The organism is Pseudomonas sp. D3, from assembly GCF_029320995.1.
GTDB lineage: Bacteria > Pseudomonadota > Gammaproteobacteria > Pseudomonadales > Pseudomonadaceae > Aquipseudomonas > Aquipseudomonas paraveronii.
The window spans coordinates 1,806,921-1,827,572 of the sequence record NZ_CP119772.1 but is presented as its reverse complement, the minus strand read 5'-3'; the positions used below and the strand labels follow the sequence as shown (position 1 = coordinate 1,827,572).

19 protein-coding genes and 6 pseudogenes are annotated in these 20,652 nt (G+C 57.7%); 16 read left to right on the top strand and 9 right to left on the bottom strand.

Going from position 1 to position 20,652, the window contains the following annotated elements; genetic code table 11:
• The 3 genes and pseudogenes from P3S72_RS08300 to P3S72_RS08290 form a co-directional block, all read left to right on the top strand.
• On the top strand, positions 1–333 hold the full coding sequence (locus tag P3S72_RS08300; protein WP_276197909.1) for a hypothetical protein: 333 nt from the start codon (positions 1–3) through the stop codon (positions 331–333).
• A 92-nt stretch (positions 334–425) separates the two neighbouring features.
• Positions 426–926: a methylated-DNA--[protein]-cysteine S-methyltransferase gene (locus P3S72_RS08295; RefSeq protein WP_276196941.1), complete on the top strand. Its 501-nt coding sequence runs from the start codon at positions 426–428 to the stop codon at positions 924–926.
• 169 nt (positions 927–1,095) lie between these two features.
• Positions 1,096–1,722: pseudogene (locus P3S72_RS08290) on the top strand (IS4 family transposase); the annotation flags it as partial.
• Between the two features lie 124 nt (positions 1,723–1,846).
• Here P3S72_RS08290 and P3S72_RS08285 read toward each other — a convergent pair.
• A pseudogene (locus tag P3S72_RS08285) lies at positions 1,847–2,811 on the bottom strand (IS5 family transposase).
• 57 nt (positions 2,812–2,868) lie between these two features.
• Between P3S72_RS08285 and P3S72_RS08280 the strand changes: the two are divergent.
• The 3 genes and pseudogenes from P3S72_RS08280 to P3S72_RS08270 form a co-directional block, all read left to right on the top strand.
• Positions 2,869–3,447, top strand: a pseudogene (locus P3S72_RS08280) (transposase); the annotation flags it as partial.
• 332 nt (positions 3,448–3,779) lie between these two features.
• Positions 3,780–4,421 carry a hypothetical protein gene (locus P3S72_RS08275; protein WP_276196940.1) on the top strand — a complete coding sequence of 214 codons (642 nt, stop codon included), beginning with the start codon at positions 3,780–3,782 and terminating at the stop codon, positions 4,419–4,421.
• A 159-nt stretch (positions 4,422–4,580) separates the two neighbouring features.
• Positions 4,581–4,712, top strand: a pseudogene (locus tag P3S72_RS08270) (IS4 family transposase); the annotation flags it as partial.
• A 54-nt stretch (positions 4,713–4,766) separates the two neighbouring features.
• Here P3S72_RS08270 and P3S72_RS08265 read toward each other — a convergent pair.
• The 3 genes from P3S72_RS08265 to fos all read right to left on the bottom strand — a co-directional run bounded on the left by P3S72_RS08265 (position 4,767) and on the right by fos (position 6,520).
• Positions 4,767–5,294 carry a DUF4142 domain-containing protein gene (locus tag P3S72_RS08265; RefSeq protein ID WP_017844866.1) on the bottom strand — a complete coding sequence of 176 codons (528 nt, stop codon included), beginning with the start codon at positions 5,292–5,294 and terminating at the stop codon, positions 4,767–4,769.
• A gap of 119 nt (positions 5,295–5,413) precedes the next feature.
• On the bottom strand, positions 5,414–6,055 hold the full coding sequence (locus P3S72_RS08260) for a LysE family translocator (protein ID WP_276196939.1): 642 nt from the start codon (positions 6,053–6,055) through the stop codon (positions 5,414–5,416).
• A gap of 54 nt (positions 6,056–6,109) precedes the next feature.
• Positions 6,110–6,520 carry a fosfomycin resistance glutathione transferase gene (fos, locus tag P3S72_RS08255; RefSeq protein ID WP_276196938.1) on the bottom strand — a complete coding sequence of 137 codons (411 nt, stop codon included), beginning with the start codon at positions 6,518–6,520 and terminating at the stop codon, positions 6,110–6,112.
• 105 nt (positions 6,521–6,625) lie between these two features.
• Between fos and P3S72_RS08250 the strand changes: the two genes are divergently transcribed.
• Both P3S72_RS08250 and P3S72_RS08245 read left to right on the top strand, forming a co-directional pair.
• Positions 6,626–6,865: a ribbon-helix-helix protein, CopG family gene (locus tag P3S72_RS08250; RefSeq protein WP_247406968.1), complete on the top strand. Its 240-nt coding sequence runs from the start codon at positions 6,626–6,628 to the stop codon at positions 6,863–6,865.
• Positions 6,855–7,139, top strand: a complete 285-nt coding sequence (locus tag P3S72_RS08245; protein WP_247406971.1) for a type II toxin-antitoxin system RelE/ParE family toxin — start codon at positions 6,855–6,857, stop codon at positions 7,137–7,139. Before P3S72_RS08250 ends, P3S72_RS08245 begins: the two co-directional genes overlap by 11 nt.
• 7 nt (positions 7,140–7,146) lie before the next feature.
• Here the strand turns inward: P3S72_RS08245 and P3S72_RS08240 are convergent.
• Together P3S72_RS08240 and P3S72_RS08235 are read right to left on the bottom strand one after the other, a co-directional pair.
• A pseudogene (locus P3S72_RS08240) lies at positions 7,147–7,266 on the bottom strand (LysR family transcriptional regulator); the annotation flags it as partial.
• Positions 7,267–7,317: 51 nt separating this feature from the next.
• Entirely contained in the window at positions 7,318–7,992 is a 675-nt protein-coding gene (locus P3S72_RS08235) for an NAD(P)H-binding protein (protein WP_276196937.1), read from the bottom strand.
• Between the two features lie 362 nt (positions 7,993–8,354).
• On the opposite strand from P3S72_RS08235, the pseudogene P3S72_RS08230 reads away from it, so the two are divergent.
• From P3S72_RS08230 to P3S72_RS08220, 3 genes and pseudogenes are all read left to right on the top strand, one after another.
• A pseudogene (locus tag P3S72_RS08230) lies at positions 8,355–9,582 on the top strand (aminotransferase class I/II-fold pyridoxal phosphate-dependent enzyme).
• Between the two features lie 142 nt (positions 9,583–9,724).
• Entirely contained in the window at positions 9,725–10,816 is a 1,092-nt protein-coding gene (locus P3S72_RS08225) for an IS630 family transposase (RefSeq protein ID WP_034114923.1), read from the top strand.
• Between the two features lie 90 nt (positions 10,817–10,906).
• Positions 10,907–12,094, top strand: a complete 1,188-nt coding sequence (locus tag P3S72_RS08220) for an MFS transporter (RefSeq protein ID WP_276196936.1) — start codon at positions 10,907–10,909, stop codon at positions 12,092–12,094.
• Here P3S72_RS08220 and yiaY read toward each other — a convergent pair.
• Positions 12,061–13,209, bottom strand: coding sequence for an L-threonine dehydrogenase (gene yiaY, locus P3S72_RS08215; protein WP_276196935.1), 1,149 nt, complete (start codon positions 13,207–13,209; stop codon positions 12,061–12,063). The genes P3S72_RS08220 and yiaY overlap by 34 nt on opposite strands.
• A 123-nt stretch (positions 13,210–13,332) precedes the next feature.
• Here yiaY and P3S72_RS08210 point away from each other — a divergent pair, with 123 nt between their 5' ends.
• From P3S72_RS08210 to P3S72_RS08195, 4 genes are all read left to right on the top strand, one after another.
• Positions 13,333–14,349 (top strand): DUF4917 family protein, encoded by a 1,017-nt coding sequence (locus P3S72_RS08210; RefSeq protein ID WP_276196934.1) that lies wholly within the window; start codon positions 13,333–13,335, stop codon positions 14,347–14,349.
• 111 nt (positions 14,350–14,460) lie between these two features.
• Positions 14,461–15,000, top strand: a complete 540-nt coding sequence (locus tag P3S72_RS08205; RefSeq protein ID WP_276196933.1) for a sigma-70 family RNA polymerase sigma factor — start codon at positions 14,461–14,463, stop codon at positions 14,998–15,000.
• Positions 14,997–15,965, top strand: coding sequence for a FecR domain-containing protein (locus P3S72_RS08200; RefSeq protein ID WP_276196932.1), 969 nt, complete (start codon positions 14,997–14,999; stop codon positions 15,963–15,965). Before P3S72_RS08205 ends, P3S72_RS08200 begins: the two co-directional genes overlap by 4 nt.
• 128 nt (positions 15,966–16,093) lie before the next feature.
• The gene (locus P3S72_RS08195; protein ID WP_276196931.1) at positions 16,094–18,652 is read left to right on the top strand and encodes a TonB-dependent receptor; all 2,559 of its coding nucleotides are present in this window, start codon (positions 16,094–16,096) and stop codon (positions 18,650–18,652) included.
• A 7-nt stretch (positions 18,653–18,659) separates the two neighbouring features.
• On the opposite strand, the gene P3S72_RS08190 is transcribed toward P3S72_RS08195, so the two are convergent.
• Together P3S72_RS08190 and P3S72_RS08185 are read right to left on the bottom strand one after the other, a co-directional pair.
• Positions 18,660–18,959: a ribbon-helix-helix domain-containing protein gene (locus P3S72_RS08190; RefSeq protein WP_247408489.1), complete on the bottom strand. Its 300-nt coding sequence runs from the start codon at positions 18,957–18,959 to the stop codon at positions 18,660–18,662.
• A gap of 18 nt (positions 18,960–18,977) precedes the next feature.
• The gene (locus P3S72_RS08185; protein WP_276196930.1) at positions 18,978–19,559 is read right to left on the bottom strand and encodes a DJ-1/PfpI family protein; all 582 of its coding nucleotides are present in this window, start codon (positions 19,557–19,559) and stop codon (positions 18,978–18,980) included.
• A 187-nt stretch (positions 19,560–19,746) separates the two neighbouring features.
• Between P3S72_RS08185 and P3S72_RS08180 the strand changes: the two genes are divergently transcribed.
• The gene (locus P3S72_RS08180) at positions 19,747–20,646 is read left to right on the top strand and encodes a DMT family transporter (protein WP_276196929.1); all 900 of its coding nucleotides are present in this window, start codon (positions 19,747–19,749) and stop codon (positions 20,644–20,646) included.
• Positions 20,647–20,652: the final 6 nt, after the last annotated feature.

The following is a 20,652-nucleotide window of genomic DNA, read 5'->3' as shown; positions in this document are numbered from 1 at the left end:
ATGCTTGAACCTGAACACCGAACGCCAAAACCCGTACTGCGCCAAGTGCTCGGCTGGGTGCTGGTATTGCCCTTGCTGGTCGCTCTGGTAAGGCTTCCGTTTCCCCTGGGGCTGGTCCTGGCGCTCGGGTCGATCGTTGCGTCCGCGTATGGCGTCAGGTTTGCCAGGCGCCATGCCAGCCGGCGTGTGATGGTGCTGGCGTTGATCGGCACCCTACTTAACATCGTCTCGATGGTTGTGCTGGGGACCGCTTCGCCACTCATGGCGCTCCATGACCTTTCATGGCCTTATTGGTATCACTCTCTTGCCGATTGGATTTACTGGAACGTCTAAGGTGGCGGAGAATTCGACCGCAAGAAACGCAGTTTCCAGTGGAATGGGTTGCTCTAGACTGAGCCATCACCCACTCGCCCAGGAGCCCGCTCATGCCCTACGAATACACACTCATGCCCTCCCCCGTCGGCGAGCTCACCCTGGTGGCGCGCAATGGCAAACTCAACGCCATCCTGTGGGAATGCGAGCGCGCCAACCGTGTACGCCTGGGTGAATTGCACGAGGCCAATCACAACCCCGTGTTGCTGGAAACCGCGCGCCAGTTGCAGGAATACTTCGCCGGCGCCCGTCATCAGTTCGAGCTGGAACTGGACTTCACCGGCACCGACTTTCAGAAGCAAGTCTGGCAGGCACTCCTGACCATCCCCTTCGGCGAAACCCGCAGCTACAGCCAGATCGCCCAGCAGATCGGCAACCCGAAAGCCGTGCGCGCAGTGGGCGCGGCCAATGGGCGTAATCCAATTTCGATCATTGCACCGTGCCATCGGGTCATTGGCGCGTCGGGCAGCTTGACCGGGTTTGCCGGCGGGCTTGCGGCCAAGCAGTATCTGCTCGCACTGGAAGGCACAGGCCAGGCAGAAATGCGGTTCTGAGTGCGCCGGCGACCGACCAGAACCCGGCATAAAAAACGGCGGTGGGATGAGCTCCGACCCTGAGGTATCCCCGATTTTTCTTACCGAAAATCAAGAAGTAGGAACATTGAAGAAGCCTACATGAGTCGGCAACTTGGTTTGCACCACACAAAAACAAGAAACCGAACCCATACAGGCCACCCGTTTTTTACACAGAGCGCTCGCTCAAGCACTGCCTTCAATCCATTCTCGCCGCCTGACAACGCTGATGAGTTGTGTCAGTTCGTTACTACAAGGCCGTCGCCTGACGCTGACAGCGCTGGGACGTTTTATGCCAGGTCAGGCGTATCTAAAACACGCGATCAAGCGAGTGGACCGATTGTAGGGTAATCAACACCTGAGAGCAGAGAGGCCACTGTTCTATTGGGTGATGCTGCAGGCATTATTGGGCTCCCTGAAGCATTCTTTAATTTTGGTCGACTGGTCGAGAATTGATACACCTGGCGACGCCTTTTTGTTGAGGGCTGCAGTCCCGTTTGCGGGGCGCTCGTTTCCTATTTATGAAAGCGTTCATGAGCGCTAGAGTTGCCCAAAATATCAAAGCCGCCTGATCAAAATGTTGGCTGAATTACTGCCTGATGGATGCGTTCCAGTCCTGGTCACTGATGCCGGTTTCCGGCGCCTCTGGATGAAGGCCGTAGCGGCGCAGGGCTGGTATTACGTGGCCCGAATACGAAGTCGTGAGCTCTATTGTCGCGAAGAAAATGACTGGCAACCGGTGAAAAATTTGTACGCTCTGGCTACCTCATCACCTAAGGAAACTCCGATCAACATCGCGGTGAGCGTGCTGTTAGTCGAAACAAACACGACTTTCAGCGTTGCTTAACACACAAAGGCCCGTCGGCACTGCTTCGTCGGGCTTTTCAGCCCAGATCCCCGCGTTACACGCGTAACTCGCCCATACCCATCAGCTGTTTTCGAGCCATCCAAAGGTTCGACAGAGCAAACAGCATGGTCAGTTGAGCGGTGTTTTTCATCAGCCCACGAAAGCGTACTTCCACATAACCAAACTGGCGCTTGATCACCCAAAACGGATGCTCGACCTTGGCCCGCGTCAGGGCTTTGCAGTACTCGAATTTGCGCTTGGCCTTGTAGAGTCGGCTCCGTTTATTCAGTCGTGAATAAGTGCTACGTCGCGCCGCGATCTGCCAGATCACTTTACGATTTTCGTGCTCATCACGCTTCTCGACGCCGGTGTAACCAGCGTCTGCATAGACCGCGCTTTCCTCGCCATGTAGCAGCTCAGCAACTTGGGTTACGTCAGCCACATTCGCGGCTGTGCCGTGGACGTGATGAACCAATCCTGACTCTGCAGCCGCGCCAATATGGGCCTTCATTCCAAAGAAGTACTGATTACCTTTCTTGGTTTGTTGCATCTCGGGATCGTGCTTTCCCTCTTCGTTTTTGGTCGAACTAGGAGCGTGAATAATGGTGGCATCGACGATGGTGCCCTGGCGCAGCGACAGACCTTTTTCCTGCAAGCAAGGATCGCAGGTTCGAGTTGATGCGTCTCCAGCAAGTGCCGGAAGTTCATGATTGTGGTGTCTTCAGGGATCGGCGCGCTTAATGTAAGGCGGGCGAACTGACGCATGGGAGTGATTTCATAAAGCGCTTCTTCCATGGCCGGGTCGCTCAGCGAGAACCAGTTTTGCAGCAAATGGATGCGCAACATGGTCTCCAGCGGATACGGTTTACGGCCACCACCAGCCTTCGGGTAATACAGTTCGATCAACCCCAACAAACCACTCTAGGGCACCACCTGATCCATTTCGGCAAGGAAGCGTTCACGGCGGGTTTGCCTGCGCTTGCCGGCGTATTCAAAGTCGGAAAAGCTCATCTGGCTCATGCGTGGCTCGGGTCAGGTGGTGAAAGTGTATTTCAGCACATCTGAGGACTTGTTCGGAGTTTCCCTAAGTCGTTAGGCCGTGTCGAGATGACGCGTAGCGCCCCTCACTTCATCGGTTTTTACCGCGTCCGCCATTCAGCCAAGGGGCGCAAACACCAACGCGTTACGGGCTCAATTGCCAGAAGCAAACTCAGCCGGCAGTCCGCCAAACGTGAGCGCGAGCCGTGGTTACTTGCCAGTAACTTGTCGCAAATCGAGTGGAGCCCAGCAAAAATCGTGGCGATTTATAAGCGCCGTATGTAGATCGAAGAAGGCTTCCGAGACGTAAAAAGTGAACACCTGGGATTGGGTCTGAATCTGCATCGAAGCCATTGTCCAAAGCGCATCGAAGTATTGTTGTTGATTGCCATTTTGGCCAACTACCTCATCTTCTTAGCGGGGTTGCAGGCACGGGAGAACCAATTGGAGCGGCGCTATCAAAGCAACAGCCTCAAAGAAAGGCGAGTACTTTCATTGTGACGTTTAGACCTGGAGTATTGGCGCAGTTGCACTGATTTCGGTGACCGAGAACACTTGGAAATATTGGAGCATGCTCTGCGTGATGAGGTGCATCATCAGGCGCAGAGCTTGGAGTAAATTTGTGGGGATCCCTCAGGGTCAACCCCCTATTCCCATGGCCCGCTGGCATGCTGCTTTCGAAAAAGCTTTCCCTCTCAGTCAGAATCAATTTGCTCATGCTTATGGGGATATTTGTGCAAAGAGAATGAGAGTTTGAACGCGGTTCACTAGCCTGTCACAGAGAGGTAGAAATATCTCATTTCTAGGGTGCTAAATATTGTTAATTCAGATTGGCTATAGTGATAATCGAGAATTTTTATAAAGAACTGTTAATTCTTACAGTTTTCGGTTTTTTTCTTGGCACCCATACTGAAATCGCCCAATACGAAAATCACTAAGTGGAGTACATCATGGTCAGTTCTTATCGAAAAGGCTGGGCGGCAAGCTTTTTGTTTTCGCTCCTAATGCTGACGGTGAATAAGATGAACTATGCAAAAGCCATGTACGATTATGACGATCAGGACCTTGTAGCAGGTTTGCCAATCGCTGGTTGCATGGAGGAAAATAAATGGGAAGAAAGCTCGTTTCGGTCTATAGATGAATATAAACTTAATTTGCGCGCACTGGGTTTGCTTGCTAATAACAATAGGGTCGTATTTATCCCTGCTCCGATATACGATGCCATCATTGAATGCATAAGGTATGTGTATGGCAATAGCCCAATTCCTAATCGGAACAAGTTCTACGTCGAAGACAAAGTGGCTTTTCACGTTGGGTTTGGTTTGTCGAATGGTAAATATGTTATTAGTTTTTTGTTTGCTAATGTTGCGCTCGTTAATGATTCACACATAGTAAATGTGTACACAAGAACACCCGCTTACCCTGGAGCTTGTGATGACGTGACAGACCCGGTTTCTAAAAAATGGTGCATGGGAGAGCTAAATTTTAAAAACGGCGATCCGACAAAAACCCATCTCTGTACCAATAGCTACCAAGACCTTTGCGGTTCACGATATATAAAAGGCATGGGAGGATATTACCCAGCAAATTAATTTCCGAAAATCACAGTAGGGGGTTCGCGTCCAAAATTTCAGGGCTGAAGGTGAAGAACTTGGGGGCTATTTTAGAAAAGTTTACCTATTGGTCTGTCAGACTCCTAACCGTGAACAAAATATGGGCTACCGAAGGAGTAAATGGTCTGGGTGGCCATCGTACTTTCATTGTGGTGTTTAGGCCTGGAGTATTGTCGCAGTTGCACTGGTTTAGGTGACCGAGAACACTTGGAAATATTGGAGCATGCTCTGCGTGATGAGGTGCATCATCAGGCGCAGAGCTTGGAGTAAATTTGTGGGGATCCCTCAGGCTCCAACCGCCGTTTTCCATATCAAGTACAGGCCTCAACCGTCGCCTTGACGGCCTTTACCGTAGGTAGAGGCCAAGGCGCGAGCCTTTTGCAGACGCTCTTCGAGCTTGGGCAGTGTCTCATCCACCAGCGCCTTTATTTCTGGAACATCCGACGCGGCCCCTTCCTGTTTGAACAGGGCAATGGCGTCTTCGTTTTCCTTGACCTGCTGCGCAGTGTAGGCGGCGTCAAAAGAGTCGCCGTCCTTGAGTTCGGGCATCAGGGTTTCGGCTTTGTCGACGATCTTCTCGCGCGGCGCCACGGGCAGGTCGAGCTTCTTGGCGATGGCCGCCAGGTGTTGGTTGGCCAAGGTGCGCTCGTTGATCACCTCGATGGTGTAGTCCTTGATTTCCTGGGACGAGGTTTTGGCGTGGGCCATGCGGCTGGTTTCGATATCGGCCATGCCTTTGGCCGACGCCTGCTCGATGAATTCAGCAGGCGACTGGGCGAAAGCATTGCTGGCGCCGAGGCCCAGCAGCATCGCGAAACTGGCGGTGCGTAACCGGATAGCCATGCGGCTCATGATGGGTTCCTCCAGGGCAAAAATAGGTGCGGGGACAGACACCCCGCTCTGAATTCGAATTTTAATGGCAACAAAGGTTTAGAAAAAACTTGCCCGTGCGACCAACGGTCGTCGCCGCCTCAGGTCGGTTTACTGCCGAACAGGCCCGGCAACGCGTGGGCCAGCGCATTGATGGCGAAGCCGATAAACATCACACCGCAGAGCTTGGTGATCAGGATTTCGTGACGCTGATACACCGTGCGCACCCGCTGTGCGCCCACCACGCCGATCAGAATCGCGTAGGCCAACAGCCCACCGATAAAGCTCAGCAAGATCAACGACGGCAGCATTGCCCAGGTCAGCAACTCGGCACGGCTGGACAGCAACGCGGTAAACGTGGCGACGGCCACCGGGTACGCCTTGGGGTTGGTCAGGCCAAACAGGATGCCGTGCCAGAACGGATGCCGCGCCGCGCCCTGGGGTGCATCACTGCTACGGCGCTGGGTACGGATCGCGCGCCAGCCCAGCCAGAACAGGTACGTGCCACTGAGCACGCCCAGCACATCAAACGCGCTGCTGCCGACTTCCCGCGCACCCACGATCGCAATCAGCGCGGTGCTGCACCACAGCACATCGCCGAGCAAATGCCCGCACAGAAAACCGGCCCCGGCGCGACGGCCCCGGGCCGCGCCAATACCGAACACGGCCAACACCCCCGGGCCCGGCGTAATGCCATAGATAAAACCCGAAGCGAGGACGGCAAGCAGCAAGGATGGGGTCATGGGCGCGACTCTGACAAACAGTTGAGAGGTGGAGGGATTCTGCACCTTCGCGCGCTACGGGTAAAACTTCATACCGGCATAAGGCTTGACGCGACAGGCTTGCAGGCGCGAGGCCAGATCACCGACATGGGCTTCGAGCTTGTGGCCATCGGGGTCGAGAAAATAGAACGAGGCGCCCTCGCTGCGGTTGTCGCGCCACTCCACTACGCCGGAGGCTCGCAGGCGTTGCACCAGCGCGGCGCAGTCGTCCGCGCCGACCGTAAAGGCCACGTGGGTGTATTCAGCCGCCGGCACCGACGGGCGCAGCGGGTCGAGGGACAGGCACAGCCACAACCCCGGCAATGACAGGTAGGCGCCGTTGTCCCAGGTGGCGTCGAGGCGAAGTTGCAGCAGGTCATGGTAAAAACTGACGCTGCGCGGCAAATCGGTGACGGCCAGGGTCAAGTGGTTGAGGCCGGTGAGCATGAAAACATCCTTTTCCGTTTCAACTCTGCGCAGACGAACGGCGCAGAAGCGTGCGCCAACTACGATGTAGTATGCTGCACTACATTCCACTACATCGAGGCACTTATGTCGGTTATGTCCTTACGCATACCTGAAGATATCGCCGATACGCTCGCCAGTCTCGCCAAGGCTACCGGGCGCAGCAAATCCTTTCTGGCGGTCGATGCCATACGTGAATACTTGACACGTGAAGCCTGGCAAATCGAGGAAATCCAAAAAGCCTTGCAAGAGGCCGACGCCGGTGATTTTGCGAGTACCGCTGACGTGAAAGCCATCGCTGACAAATGGCGTAAGCATGCAAGTTGAGTGGCTAAGAACAGCACTGCGCAACCTCGATGAAGAAGCCGCTTACCTTGCTCAGGAAAACCCCAAAGCTGCGCACGAATTTGTGCAGGCCATGCTAACGGGACTCGAGCGCGTGGCGGAGTTTCCCTCAATGGGTAAAGAGGGGCGTATTCCCGGCACTCGGGAATGGGTAGTGCCTAAATGGCCTTATATCGTTCCGTATCGTATTCGAGATGGACGGTTACAGGTCATGCGGATATTTCATACCCGACGCCAGCCACCAAAATCCTGGTAATACGGGTTTACGCACGCAATACCTTTTGCACCAGCTCCTTCAACCACTGCAACCCCGAATCCCCAACCCGCCGCGCATGCCACGCCAGCTCAAACGCAAACGACGGAATATGAAACGGCGGCGCCACGCCCGCCTGCGCACTGGCGACGGCGGGCTGATAAACGCTGGTGCGCAGGGCTCAGAGCTTGCCGGCGGCCAGCCGATGGATCTCGGCTTGCTCCACCACCGGCTGCGACGCGCCGTTACGCGCCGCCGCCAACATCGCACGGCCGACGGTCTCGGTGCTGACTACCCAGCCCGGCTTTATCCGACGCACCAACGAGAGCAACGGCCCAAGCACGGTATAGAAGGCCTGGTACAACGGCGTCTTCGAACGCACGCCGTGCAACGGCTGAATCACCCCCGGCCGGAACACATACACCGCCTTGAACGGCAGGCGCAGCAAGGCATTCTCGGTCTTGCCCTTGACCCGCGCCCACATCGACTGGCCCGCTTCGGAACTGTCGGTGCCGGCGCCGGACACATAGATAAACGTCATCTGCGGATTGAGCCGCGCCAGGGTGCTGGCGGCGACCAGGGTCAGATCATAGGTGAGATGGGTGTAGCGGGTTTCATTCATCCCCGCCGATGAAACACCGAGGCAAAAGAAACAGGCATCGAAGCCTTGCAGCAGGTTCTCCAGCGGTTGAAAATCCAGCATGTCCGTGTGCAGCACCTGATGCAGTTTGCCGTGCTCCTGCGTCAACGGCGTGCGGCCGACGGCGACGACTTCCTGCACGTCAGCGGCCAGCAGGCACTCGCGCAGAACGCCCTGGCCGACCATGCCGGTGGCACCGAATAACAGAACTCTCATCAAATCCCCCTTCATCCCGCTAGTTTTGCCTAGCCGACAGACAAATCGTTTGAACGCTATCGGCACATCCGTTTGCACGCTGACACCTTACCCAATCCCGTGATGCACAACCTCAATAAATTGCATGCGCTCACCCCCACAAAAATCACCACATACGAAAGCGACACAACCGAACACGCCTTTGATACACCAGATACAGCTTTAGAAGGCATCTGTTGGGATGTCCATTCGCCATCACAAAAAGTAGGACCTTACTCACGCCAAAAACTCCATCTGGAGTAGCGCGCAAAGGAAACACCTGACTTATCTCACAAGGTTTTCCCCGTTACTGTTTTTCGCCAATCTCCAAGGACGAATAAAAAATGGAAAATACATCGCTCACGAACAAATTCTCAAACTACAAAAAACTAATCGAGTTAGCTGAAGCAGACTGGCATTCAGCGAAGACAGGCCGAATATGCCAACTCAACGTCACCGTCAAAAACAACAACTACCTGACCGACCAGCATGGACGCGAATTCCATCATTTCTGCACAACCTCATATCTCGGCCTTGATTACCATGAGGACATAATAGAGGGGGGCTATTGGCGGTATAAGGGAAGCCAAAACCCTTCGAATTGCAAACTCAAAAAACCGATGCAAACTTGAAATTCTGGAACGGTACGAACTGGCGCTTTCGACTCACTTCGATTCGATCTGTTTGAGTACTTTATCTTGCAGCTCGGCCAGTTCCGGCCTGCTCCCCTTACTCGCCAGCGGGGCGTTTACAAATAACTGTCCACCCACGATGGTGTTCGACAAGCAATCTCACTACTCCATGAATCATATTAAAGCCTCATGCGCTGATGAGACCGAAGTAATAACAGCCCCCCATAATGACATCTCCTTCATAGAGGACTTATGTAAAAGACGAAAAAAAGTCGCTTACATAGGCGACGGCATATATAGCATGGGCGGAATTGCGGACATCGAGGGGTTACTTTATTTAAAAGCGCGTTACGGGCTATTTCTTTACATGGACGATTCCCACGCGCTATCAGCATTTGGAAAAAATGGAAGTGGTTTCATCCGACCACACATGCACACGTTAGACGATCAAACTTTAATTGTAGCCTCCCTAGGTAAGTCCTTTGGCGCTAGCGGGGGACTAATAATGTTGGGCAGCGAAAGACAAAAGAGCTCAATGCACCGATATGGGGGCCCTAGCAACTGGTCCCAAAGCCTAAACTCGGCAGCTATAGGAGCAGGACTAGCCTCAATAAAAATACATCAAACAGAAGAGTTACTTCTACTTCAAGAAAAACTACAAGTCAACATTAAATTATTTGATAGCCTATTACATACTGACCAATACGGTACGAGTAGCGCAATACGGCTGATTACCTGTGGTGAAGCGAAAAAAGCAAACACCCTCGCGACTCATCTTGCGGAAAAAGGCTTTTTTACATCCGCCGTATTTTTCCCGGTAGTACCAAGAGGAAAAGCTGCAATACGCGTCACTCTTCGGTCAGACATGGCCCCCACAACAATAATATTATTCTGCTCGCACCTAACCTCCCTATTGGACAAGTACGAAATCAATAGTTAATACTCCCCCCGACTAAAAAAGCAGCACCCACCTACTTGCATTGATTATTAAAACCCCTAAGAACTAGTGGGCTGAGCGGTTAATTCATTTATCTAATGGTAACGATATACTGTGCGTCCAATGTCATGGATTGGTTATACGCATGGCCCGACCGACTTCCCCCTTCGCTTTAATGCCTTCCGATCTCATCGCCCTGCAAGGTTGGTTGCGTATGAGTACGCTGGAACAGAGCCTCGCTCAGCGAGCGCGCATCCTGCTTCTACTGGCTGACGGATTGACGCCCAAGGCCGTCAGCGAGCAGTTGCAGGTCACGCCGCCGACGGTATTCAAGTGGCGAAAACGTTATCTGGAGGCGGGAATCGAAGGGTTGAGCGATCTGCCGCGCAGCGGCCAGCCACTCAAACTTGGGCCCGATAAAATCAACGAAATCCTGACACTGACCACCCGGCGTGTACCCCAGGAAGCCACTCACTGGAGCGTCCGTTTGATGGCCAAGTATGCGCGGGTTACCACGTGGCAGGTGCGGCAGGTCTGGGCCGCTTCCGACCTCAAACCCCATCGTCTGAAGACCTTCAAAATCAGCAACGATCCTCATTTCGCCGACAAGGTAGTCGACGTGGTCGGGCTCTATCTGAACCCACCGGATAACGCCCTGGTGTTGTCGGTTGACGAGAAAACCCAGATCCAGGCGTTGGATCGCACCCAACCGATGCTGCCGCTACGCCCAGGTCAAGTTGAGCGGCGGACCCATGATTACAAGCGCCATGGTACGGCGAGTCTGTACGCGGCTTTCGACATCCTGACCGGCCAAGTAATCGGACGGATTACCCAGCGCCATCGAGCCAAGGAGTTTCTGGCTTTTCTGCAACAGATTGAACGCAGCACGCCAGCCGGACTGGATCTGCATGTGATTCTAGATAACAGTTCGACCCACAAAACTGCTGCAATCAAGCAGTGGCTGGAAAAGCATCCGCGTTTCAAATTGCACTTCACACCAACCAGCGCGTCTTGGCTGAACGCCGTGGAAGGCTGGTTTGCACAACTGGAAAGACGAGCGCTATACCGGGGTGCCTTCACCAGCGTCGCCGACCTAAAAGTCGCTATCCGCCAATTTATCGAGGCTCACAATGAGCATTCAGCCAAGCCGTTCAAGTGGAATAAAACGGCTGAGGCCATCATTAGCTCGGTACATAAAGCGAAGCTGAGCGTGATAAAAAATAAATTAATGGATTAACCGCTCAGGCCACTAGACACGATTAAAATCCTGATAACCATATAAGATTTATAACAACTCTCTCGAAATTTAGAGTGAAGGACGAGCCTATTGAAAAGCACCACACCCCTCACCCTCGCCTGCAGCGCCGCCTTCCTTTCCCAAGTCGGTATCAGCAGCTATTTGCCGGCGGTCCCGGCCATTGCCCAGTCCCTACCGGCGGCCGAAGACCACGTTGCCCTGGCCTTGGCAGTGTACCTGGTGGGTATGGCGCTTCCGATGTTGCTGTGGGGAAGCCTGGGCGAACGCTTTGGCAGAAAGCCAGTGTTGCTGGCGGCGCTGGCGGTGTATGCCTCGGCGAGTGCCGCGATTCCATCGGCGTTCAATGTTGAATCTTTTCTGGCGTTGCGCCTGATTCAAGGCCTGGGCGCGGGCGGCGTATCGGTGATGGCACGGGTGTTGGTGCGGGACAGTTTCAGCGGTGCGCTATTGGCCAAGGGCCTTTCTTGGCTGGGGATGACCTTTGTGATCGCGCTCGGCATCGGCCAGTTCGTGGGCTCGTTATTGCAGATAGCGTTTGGCTGGGAGGCAATCTTTTATGGTCTGGCGATCGGCGCCGTCATGTTGATGCTGGTGTTGCCACGCGTAATTTTTCCGACACTGCTGAAGGCCGATTCGTCGGCGTCAGCCTGGCGAATTTACACCCAAATTGTGCGACACCCCGCCTTCCTGCATGCGGCGTTGGCCGGCGGATTGGGGTATGGGGTGATCATTGCGTTCAACACCTGCGCGCCGCTGATTTTGCAGGGGCATTTCGAGTGGAGTGCCGCGCAATATGGCTGGCTGGGCTGGCCAATCAGCGGGGCGTATCTGGCGGGAGCGTTGATGGTCAATCGCTTCGTCGCGCACACGGGACGGTTGACGATGATGGGCTGGGGCGTGGCGTTAGTGTTGCTTGGTACCGCGATCATGCTGCTTGGCAGTGTGTTTGCCAGCGGGCTCGCATTGTTGCTGTGGTTACCCTATTGCCTGGCGGTACTGGGGCAGTCGATGAGTTACCCCATCAGTTTGTCCGTGGCCAATGATGAGTCACCGGTCAGCGGCTCCTATGCCATGGCGTTGAGTGGTTTTATACATCAGTTGATGGCGGCGTTGATCGGTGGCGTGGCAAGCCTGCTGGTGAGTCAGCAGGCATGGCCGTTGGCGCTGTTGTGTGTGGCTCTGGCGGGCGGCGCGTTTGTGTGCGTCGCACGCTGCCGGTCGGATCAGAACGCGCTGCGGAAAATCTCCTCAATCTGACGCTGATCCGCCCGCCGCGGATTGGTCAGCCCACACGCGTCCTTCAGCGCGTTGGTGGCCAGCAGCGGAATGTCCTGCAATTTGGCGCCCAGCTCACGCAGGCCGGCGGGAATTTCAACGTCCTTAGACAAAGCACGAATGGCCGCGATGGCGGCCTGGGCGCCCTCTTCTGGCGAGTTGCCGGTGATGTCCGCACCCAGCGCACGGCCGACGTCGCTCAGGCGTTTGGCACTGACGCTGGCGTTGAAACTTTGCACATGAGGCAGCAGCACCGCGTTGCACACGCCGTGGGGCAAGTCATACAGACCGCCCAGTTGGTGGGCCATGGCATGCACGAAGCCCAGAGAGGCGTTGTTGAACGCCATGCCGGCGAGGAACTGTGCGTAGGCCATGTTTTCCCGTGCGGCCTTGTCGCTGCCGTCGCGTACCGCCAGGCGCAGGTTGGCGCTGATCAGTTCGATGGCCTTGATCGCGCAGGCGTCGGTGATCGGCGTGGCGGCAGTGGACACGTAGGCTTCGATGGCGTGGGTCAGGGCGTCCATGCCGGTGGCGGCGGTGAGGCCCTTGGGCATGCCGACCATCAGGGACGGGTCGTTAACCGACAGCAGCGGCGTGACGTTGCGGTCGACGATGGCCATTTTCACGTGGCGGGTTTCGTCGGTGATGATGCAGAAGCGGGTCATCTCACTGGCGGTGCCAGCGGTGGTGTTGATCGCCACCAGCGGCAGTTGTGGCTTGCTGGATTGGTCGACCCCTTCGTAGTCGCCGATATGCCCGCCGTTGGTCGCGCACAGTGCGATGCCCTTGGCGCAGTCATGGGGCGAACCACCACCCAGGGACACCACGAAATCGCAGGCGCTCTGCTGCAGCAGCGCGAGGCCTTTCTCGACGTTGTCCACATTGGGGTTGGGCTTGGCGCCGTCGTAGATCACCGAGTCGATGTCCTGCATCGCGAGTTTTTCGGCAATCATGCGGGCCACGCCCGCCTTGGCCAGGCCGGCGTCGGTGACGATCAGGGCCTTACGGAAACCGTAGTTGCGAATGGCGACCATCGCATCGTCAAGGCAATCAGTGCCCATGATGTTGACGGCGGGAATGAAGAAGGTGCTGCTCATGGCTAATCCTCAGAGGCGTTATGCCGACAGCATCAACCGTCATCACATGGCCCATCTTGATCAGGATCAACCCACGCTCGTGATAAAGTCACCGCCCCGCCGATTTTGAGTAGACCCGCCGCAATGAAGGATTTCCAGGATATTGACGCCCACCTTGAAGACTGGAGCGCACTGCGCAGCGCCATCGACTTCAATGGGATTCTGATCGGCAACGGCGCCAGCCGGGCGATTTGGGAAGACTTTGCCTACGACTCGCTGTTCGAAAACGCACGCACCGTTGAAGAAAAACCCTTGAGCCAATCCGAACTGAGCGTGTTCGACGCCCTGCAAACCCGCAGTTTCGAGCAAGCCCTGAGCGCGCTGAAGACCACCAGCCGGGTCAACAAAGCCCTCGCAGTCAGCTCGGCGGCACCGCGCAATCGCTACTACGCGATCAAGGAAGCGTTGATCAACACCATCCACGCCGTACACATTCCGTGGCGCTTGGTGCAGCCATCGACGCTGGCGACGATCAACGCGGAGCTGACCAACTACGCCACGGTATTCACCAGCAACTACGACTTGCTCAACTACTGGGCGATCCTGCACACCCCCGGCATCGACGACCTGTTCCGCAGCGCCGACGCCAGCTTCGACCTGCGTGACACCCGCACCGACACCACGCGCATCCTCTACCTGCACGGCGGCCTGCACCTGGTGCGCAACCTCGACGGCACCGCACGTAAATTGCCCACCACCGACAGCACCTTGCTCAGCAGTTTTGCGATCAACAACACGATCAAGACCCTGGACGACGTGCCGTTGTTTGTCAGTGAGGGCAAGGTGGAGGAGAAGCTCAAGACCATCCGCAGTTCGGATTATCTGTCGTTCTGCTATGAGCAATTGCTCGGCCACGAGGGTGCGCTGTGCATCTTCGGCCATGACCTGGGGCCGCAGGACAAACACCTGGTGGATGCGATTCGCCAGGCCAGGGTGACGACCCTCGCGATCGCGGTATCGGGGCGCAGTGATGGGTTTATTCGCCAGCAGAAGCGGCGGTATTCGCAGTTGTTTGATGGCAGCGGCGTGGCGTTGAGATTCTTTGCCGCGCGCACCCATGCGCTGGGCAATCCTGCGCTGTCGGTGCCGGTCGAACGCTGAGGTCCTGAGCCGCTCCCACAGGGGTCAGTGTATTTGCCTGGAGACAAACGACAATAATTCTCGATATCATTTGCGACTTTTCTACGTCGTGCTTCGTCAAGAAGGATATCCATGTCGCGTCCCAAGCCCGACCCGCTGTCGGCCGATGCCTTTCGCGGGTTTTACGCAGATATCCTGTTTTTCCTGCGCAAGCGCACGGACAACGCCAGCGACGCAGCGGACATGACCCAGGATGTCTTTACCCAATGGCTGGACTACCGCGACCGGGCTAAGGTTGAGCAGCCGCGGGCGTTTCTGTTCCAGATGGCGCGCAACCTGTTGCGCGATCACTGGCGCAAACAGAAGGTGCGGCAGAGCGTCCACGCCGATCAGGCTGAAAGGGGTGCCGAGCCGGTCATTGACGAGCAGAACGAGCCCATGGCCGCAGCGCTTCGCCTGCAACGCCTGGAACAGTTGAAAGAAGTCCTCGCCGAACTCTCGCCCCGCAGGCGAGAAGCCCTTATGCTGCATCGCTTCGAAGGTATGAGTCAGGCACAGATATCCGAACGCATGGGCATTTCGATCAGCATGGTGGAAAAGCACATCGCGTTTGCCCTGCTGCATTGCAAGCGACGCCTTCAACCTGACCCCGGCACGGAGCAGCCAGCATGAACCGTCTGAGCGACATCGACGCCCTGGACATCGACGCGAGCGACGCCGTCGATGCCCAAGCCGCCAGATGGTTTGCACGTAACCGCAACGCCATGGGACGCGCCGACCGCAAGGCCTTTGCCGCCTGGCAGGCCGTGCCGGCCCATGCCCGTGCCTATGCCGAATTCGAACAGCTGTGGGCCGACCTTGGCCAATTGCAGCAACTGAACACACCCGTGGCGCTGCCCAAGCGCAAAACCGCGATCTGGCGCCCGGCCCTCTCCGTGGCTGCCGCCGTGCTCTGCGCCGTACTGGCCACGCCCGTCGGCGCCCCGCGCGAGCTGTATCACACTCAGGTCGCAGCCCACGCCAAGGGCATGCGCACCCTGAACCTGCCCGATGGCAGCAACCTCTACGTGAATGCCAACACCCGCCTGCGCGTGGACTTCAGTGCCCACCAACGCATCGTTCACCTGGACAAGGGCCAGCTGTATATCGAAGTGGCAGCCGACAAGGAACGCCCCCTGTACGTGCAAGCCGGCGAGGCGACGGTGCGCGTGGTGGGCACCGCTTTTGACGTGCGCCGCAGCCAGCAGCAGCTGGTGGTCAGTGTTGCCCACGGCCAGGTGGCGTTTGCGCCAGATGCGAAAAACCCGGTGGCATTGCTCGGCGCCCAGCAACGCGCCACCTTTGACTATGCCAAGGGCACCGTGCAACAACAAACTCTCACCGCCGAGGTGGTCGCCGACTGGCGCAGCGGGCACTTGTCGTTCCGCAATCGCGAACTGGCCAGCCTGATCGATGAATTGAGTTTGTACCGCCCCCAACCTCCGCTGCAGGTGAGTCACGCCGTGGCGCATCTAAAGGTGTCGGGCAATCTGGACGTGAATGACCCGGATGCCCTGCTCAACGCCCTACCCGCCTTGTTGCCGGTGAAAACCGTGACCTCGGCCGAGGGCATTGTCAGAATCGAACTGCGGAAATAGCCCCGAAACGGCCAACATGAGAATATTTTTCATTCGCATGTGTGGTTTTTTTCGCCTGCCCCGTCTTCCTCCTGATTGTGTTTGATACGCACACCTTTTTGGCTATTTGGCCACTCCGGGGGGATTTCATGTTTCGCACGCCTTGCCACGCTTCTCACCTGTTGCTTCGACCGAGCCTTATTGCCACGTGCCTGGCCTTCAGCCTCAGCGCCCACGCGCAGTCGTTCACACTGCAACTGCCCGCCCAGGCGTTGACCACGTCCCTGAGCCAGGTCGCGCAACAGACGAAAATCCAGCTGTTGTTCGATGAAAAGCAGCTCAAGCACGTCCAGGCGCCGGCGCTCAACGGTGACTTCACCGCGGAAGTGGCGATTCGCACCCTGCTGAACAATGGCGAGTTCACCCTGATCAAGGTCGGCAGCACCTACGTCGTGCGCCCCGATGAGGGCAAGACCACCAGCAGCAGCGTGATCCAGCTGGACACCCTGAGCGTGATCGGCACCGGTAATCAAGTCGACTCCAGCACCGTCGGCCGCTCGACCCTGACTCAGGCCGACATCGATCGCTACCAGGCCAACAACATCCCCAGCCTGCTCCAGACGTTGCCTGGGGTCAGCCAGGGCGGTTCGCTCAAACCCGGTGGCCAGACCATCAACATCCGCGGTTTCGGCGATGCCGAAGACGTCCCGCTGACCGTCGACGGCGCCACCAAGAGCGGTTTCGAGCGCTACCAGCAAGGCACGGTGTTCATCGAGCCCGAGCTGATCAAGAGCATCGAAGTGGAGAAAGGCCCCAACTCGCCGTTCAGCGGCAACGGCGGTTTTGGCGGCACGGTGAACATGACCACCAAGGATGCCCCGGACCTGCTCGCGGACGGCCGCAACAGCGGCGCGATGCTCAAGTACGGTTATTCCAGCAACGACCACGAACAGGTCTACAGCAGCGCCGTGTATGGCCGCACCGACGATGGCCGGTTCGATGCCCTGGCCTACCTGACCCAACGCGACGGCGGCGACATGAAGGTGGCCGCCAAGCTGCCCAATGAGAACAATCAGTACCCGATCAACCCCCAGCGCCTGCCCAACACCGCCCAGGACGTGGACGGCAAGCTGTTCAAGGTCAACGCGCACTTCACCGATGAGCACAGTGTCGGCCTGTCTTACTCACGCTCCCACAGCAACCGCTGGACGCCGTTCTCCGCCGCGAGCTACCCGACGCCACCGACCCAGGCCAACATCGACCGCTACGGCTACGAAGGGGCGTTGAAGCGTTTCCTGGCCAACCGCGACACGGTCGACACCACTTGGTCGGGCAAGTATGAATACCAGCCCCTGGACAACCCGCTGGTGGACCTGACCGTCAAATACTCGCAGTCCAACACCGAGCAGACCGACGAGCGCGACGCCACCGCGTTTTTCCAGCTGGCCACCGGCGGACGCAAGATGGACACCGCCTACACCGACAAGAATCTCGACATCCGCAACGTCAGCCTGTTCGACACCGGGCCGTTGAAACATGCGGTGACGGTCGGCGGGCAAATCCGCAAGCACACCCGCGAAACCGAGATGTGGATGCCCGGCGCCACCTACAACACGCCGCGCTACAACTACGGGCATTTCCAGCCAGGCTTCATGCCCCATGGCAAGGTGGATACCAACAGTTTCTTCATCCAGGATGCGCTGACCCTGGGCGACGTGACCGTCACGCCATCGCTGCGCTACGACCATGTGCGCAACCGCGGCGAGGCCAACGATGCGCCGTACTACGGCAACCCCGACCCGGCCGTCGGCCACGACTACAGCGATCGCACCTACACCGGCTGGTCGCCACGCCTGGCGCTGTTCTGGACCGTCACCCCGAACGTCGCGCTGTTCGCCAACTGGAGCCAGACCTGGCGCGCCCCGGTGATCGACGAGCAGTACGAAGTGCAGGGCCTGGGCAGTCGCACCGCCACCAGCGTCGACCTCGACCCGGAACGCATCACGTCGATCACCGTGGGCAACATCACCCGCTTCGACCACCTGATCACCCAGGACGATAACCTGCAACTGCGCACCACCCTGTTCCACAACACCGTCGAAGACGAAATCTTCAAGGCCACGGGCGTGGGCTGCCAAAACCAGGCGATCAACGGCGGCACCATTGCCACCGCTTGCCCGCCGGGGGCGAGGTCCAATTACCGCAACATCGGCGGCCTGACCATCAAGGGTTTCGAGGTGGAATCGTTCTATAACTCCACCTACCTGTTCGGTTCGGTGTCGTTTGCCTACGCCACCGGCAAGCACGAAGGCGCCTACACCAACCCATGGGGCCCGGACGTGTGGGCTCGCGACATTCCGCCGACCAAATGGGTGCTGGTGATGGGCACCCACATTCCGGCGTGGAATGCACAGGTGGGATGGATGGGGCAATTCATCGGCGCGACTGATCGCCTGCCCAGCGATAAATACTCCGGCGGCCCGGGTTCCGGCGTCGGCGATTCGTTCTACGACCAGTACGGCAACAAGCGCTACAACACCCAGGGCCTGTTCGCCAAATGGACCCCGCAACAGGCTTACCTGAAAGGCACCGAGGTGAACTTCACCGTGGACAACCTGTTCAACAACAACTTCCGTCCGGCGTTGAGCGGCGACCGTGCCTACACCAAGGGGCGCGACGCGAAAATCAGCGTGACACGGTTCTTCTGAAGCCCGCCTAGCGGTTGCGCACCAGGCTCAACTCGGCAGTCTGTGTGCGCTGCTTGCTCAAGTAGCGGGTACAACTGACGCGCAGAAACGAGGCAAAATTGACCACCTCGCCGCGGTAGTCCATGACTTCCTCGTACAGCTTGGTGATCAGTTGATTGGTGGTCATGCCATCCACGCTGGCGATTTCGCTGAGGATGTCCCAGAACTGGTTTTCCAGGCGCACGGTGGTGACGACGCCGCAGATGCGCAGGGAGCGCGAGCGAGACTCATAGAGAATCGGGTCGGCCTTGACGTACAGCTCGCACATGGCGATGACCTCCGTGGCTTACAAGGTGATTGTCGTACCCAGCAGGCCGAGGAACCCGGCCAGCCAACTTGGATGCGCCGGCCAGGCCGGTGCCGTGACCAGATTGCCTTGAACGTGGCTGTGGGTCACTGGAATATCGATGAACGAACCGCCCGCCAGGCGCACTTCCGGGGCACAGGCCGGGTAGGCACTGCACTCGCGGCCGCCAAGGATACCGGCTGCCGCCAGCAGTTGCGCGCCGTGGCACACCGCAGCAATCGGCTTGCCGGCCTGATCGAAGGCGCGCACCAGTTGCAGGACTTTTTCATTCAGGCGCAGGTATTCCGGCGCACGACCACCAGGCACCAGCAGCGCGTCGTAGTCAGCGGCTTCGACCTGGGCGAAATCCGCATTCAGGGCGAACAGGTGACCGGGCTTTTCGCTGTAGGTCTGGTCGCCTTCAAAGTCATGGATCGCCGTGCGCACGGTCTGGCCGGCCGTCTTGTCGGGGCACACCGCGTGGACGGTATGACCGACCATCAGCAGCGCCTGGAAGGGCACCATCACTTCATAGTCTTCGACGTAATCGCCGACCAGCATCAGGATCTTTTTCGCGGCCATGGGGCATTTCTCCGGTTCAACGGTTGGGCAGACAAGAGTAGCCAAGATAGGCGCGTGCCGACGGGCCGGGTAATCCCCCGCTACTACAACTGTACGGATCAATCTGCACCCAGCTGTAGGCCCCCGATTCCCGGAGGCTGTGGCTAGATGAGCGGTCACTTCCGACCCCTCGATTCCGGTTCCCACCATGAGTTCGCGCGAAAACACTGGCATGGCCCTGGGCCTGCTGGGCGTCATCATCTTCAGCCTGACCCTGCCCTTCACGCATATCGTGGTGCAGGAAATCCACCCGTTGCTCAACGGCCTGGGCCGTGCGTTGTTCGCCGCGATCCCGGCGGCGGCGCTGTTGCTGTGGCGCCGCGAGCGCTGGCCGAGCTGGCGCCAGGTGCGCGGCCTGTGCCTGGTGATTGCCGGGGTGATCTTGGGCTTTCCTGTGTTGTCGGCGTGGGCCATGCAGACGCTGCCGGCGTCCCACGGCGCGTTGGTCAATGGCCTGCAACCGCTGTGCGTTGCGCTGTACGCCGCGTGGCTGTCCCATGAGCGCCCGTCGAAAGCCTTCTGGGCCTGTGCGGCGTTGGGCAGTGCGCTGGTGTTGAGTTATGCGTTGATCACCGGCGCAGGCAGTGTTCAAGCGGGGGACCTGTTGATGCTCGGCGCGATTGCCGTGGGCGGCCTGGGTTATGCCGAAGGCGGGCGCCTGGCCAAGGAGATGGGCGGCTGGCAGGTGATCTGCTGGGCGCTGGTGCTGTCGACGCCGCTGTTGATCGGCCCGGTGGCTTACCTCGCGGCGCAGCATCAAGGCGCAATTTCCATGCGCACCTGGTGGGCGTTCGGTTATGTGTCGCTGTTCTCGCAGTTCCTGGGGTTCTTCGCCTGGTACGCCGGGTTGGCCATGGGCGGCATTGCGCGGGTCAGCCAGATTCAACTGTTGCAGATCTTCTTCACCATCGCGTTTTCGGCGCTGTTCTTTGGTGAGCACATCGAACCGATCACCTGGTTGTTCGCCTGCGGGGTGATCGTAACGGTGATGCTGGGGCGCAAGACGGCGGTGCAGCCGCCGCCAATTTCAAAGGCCAATGCGATTTAACGGTGG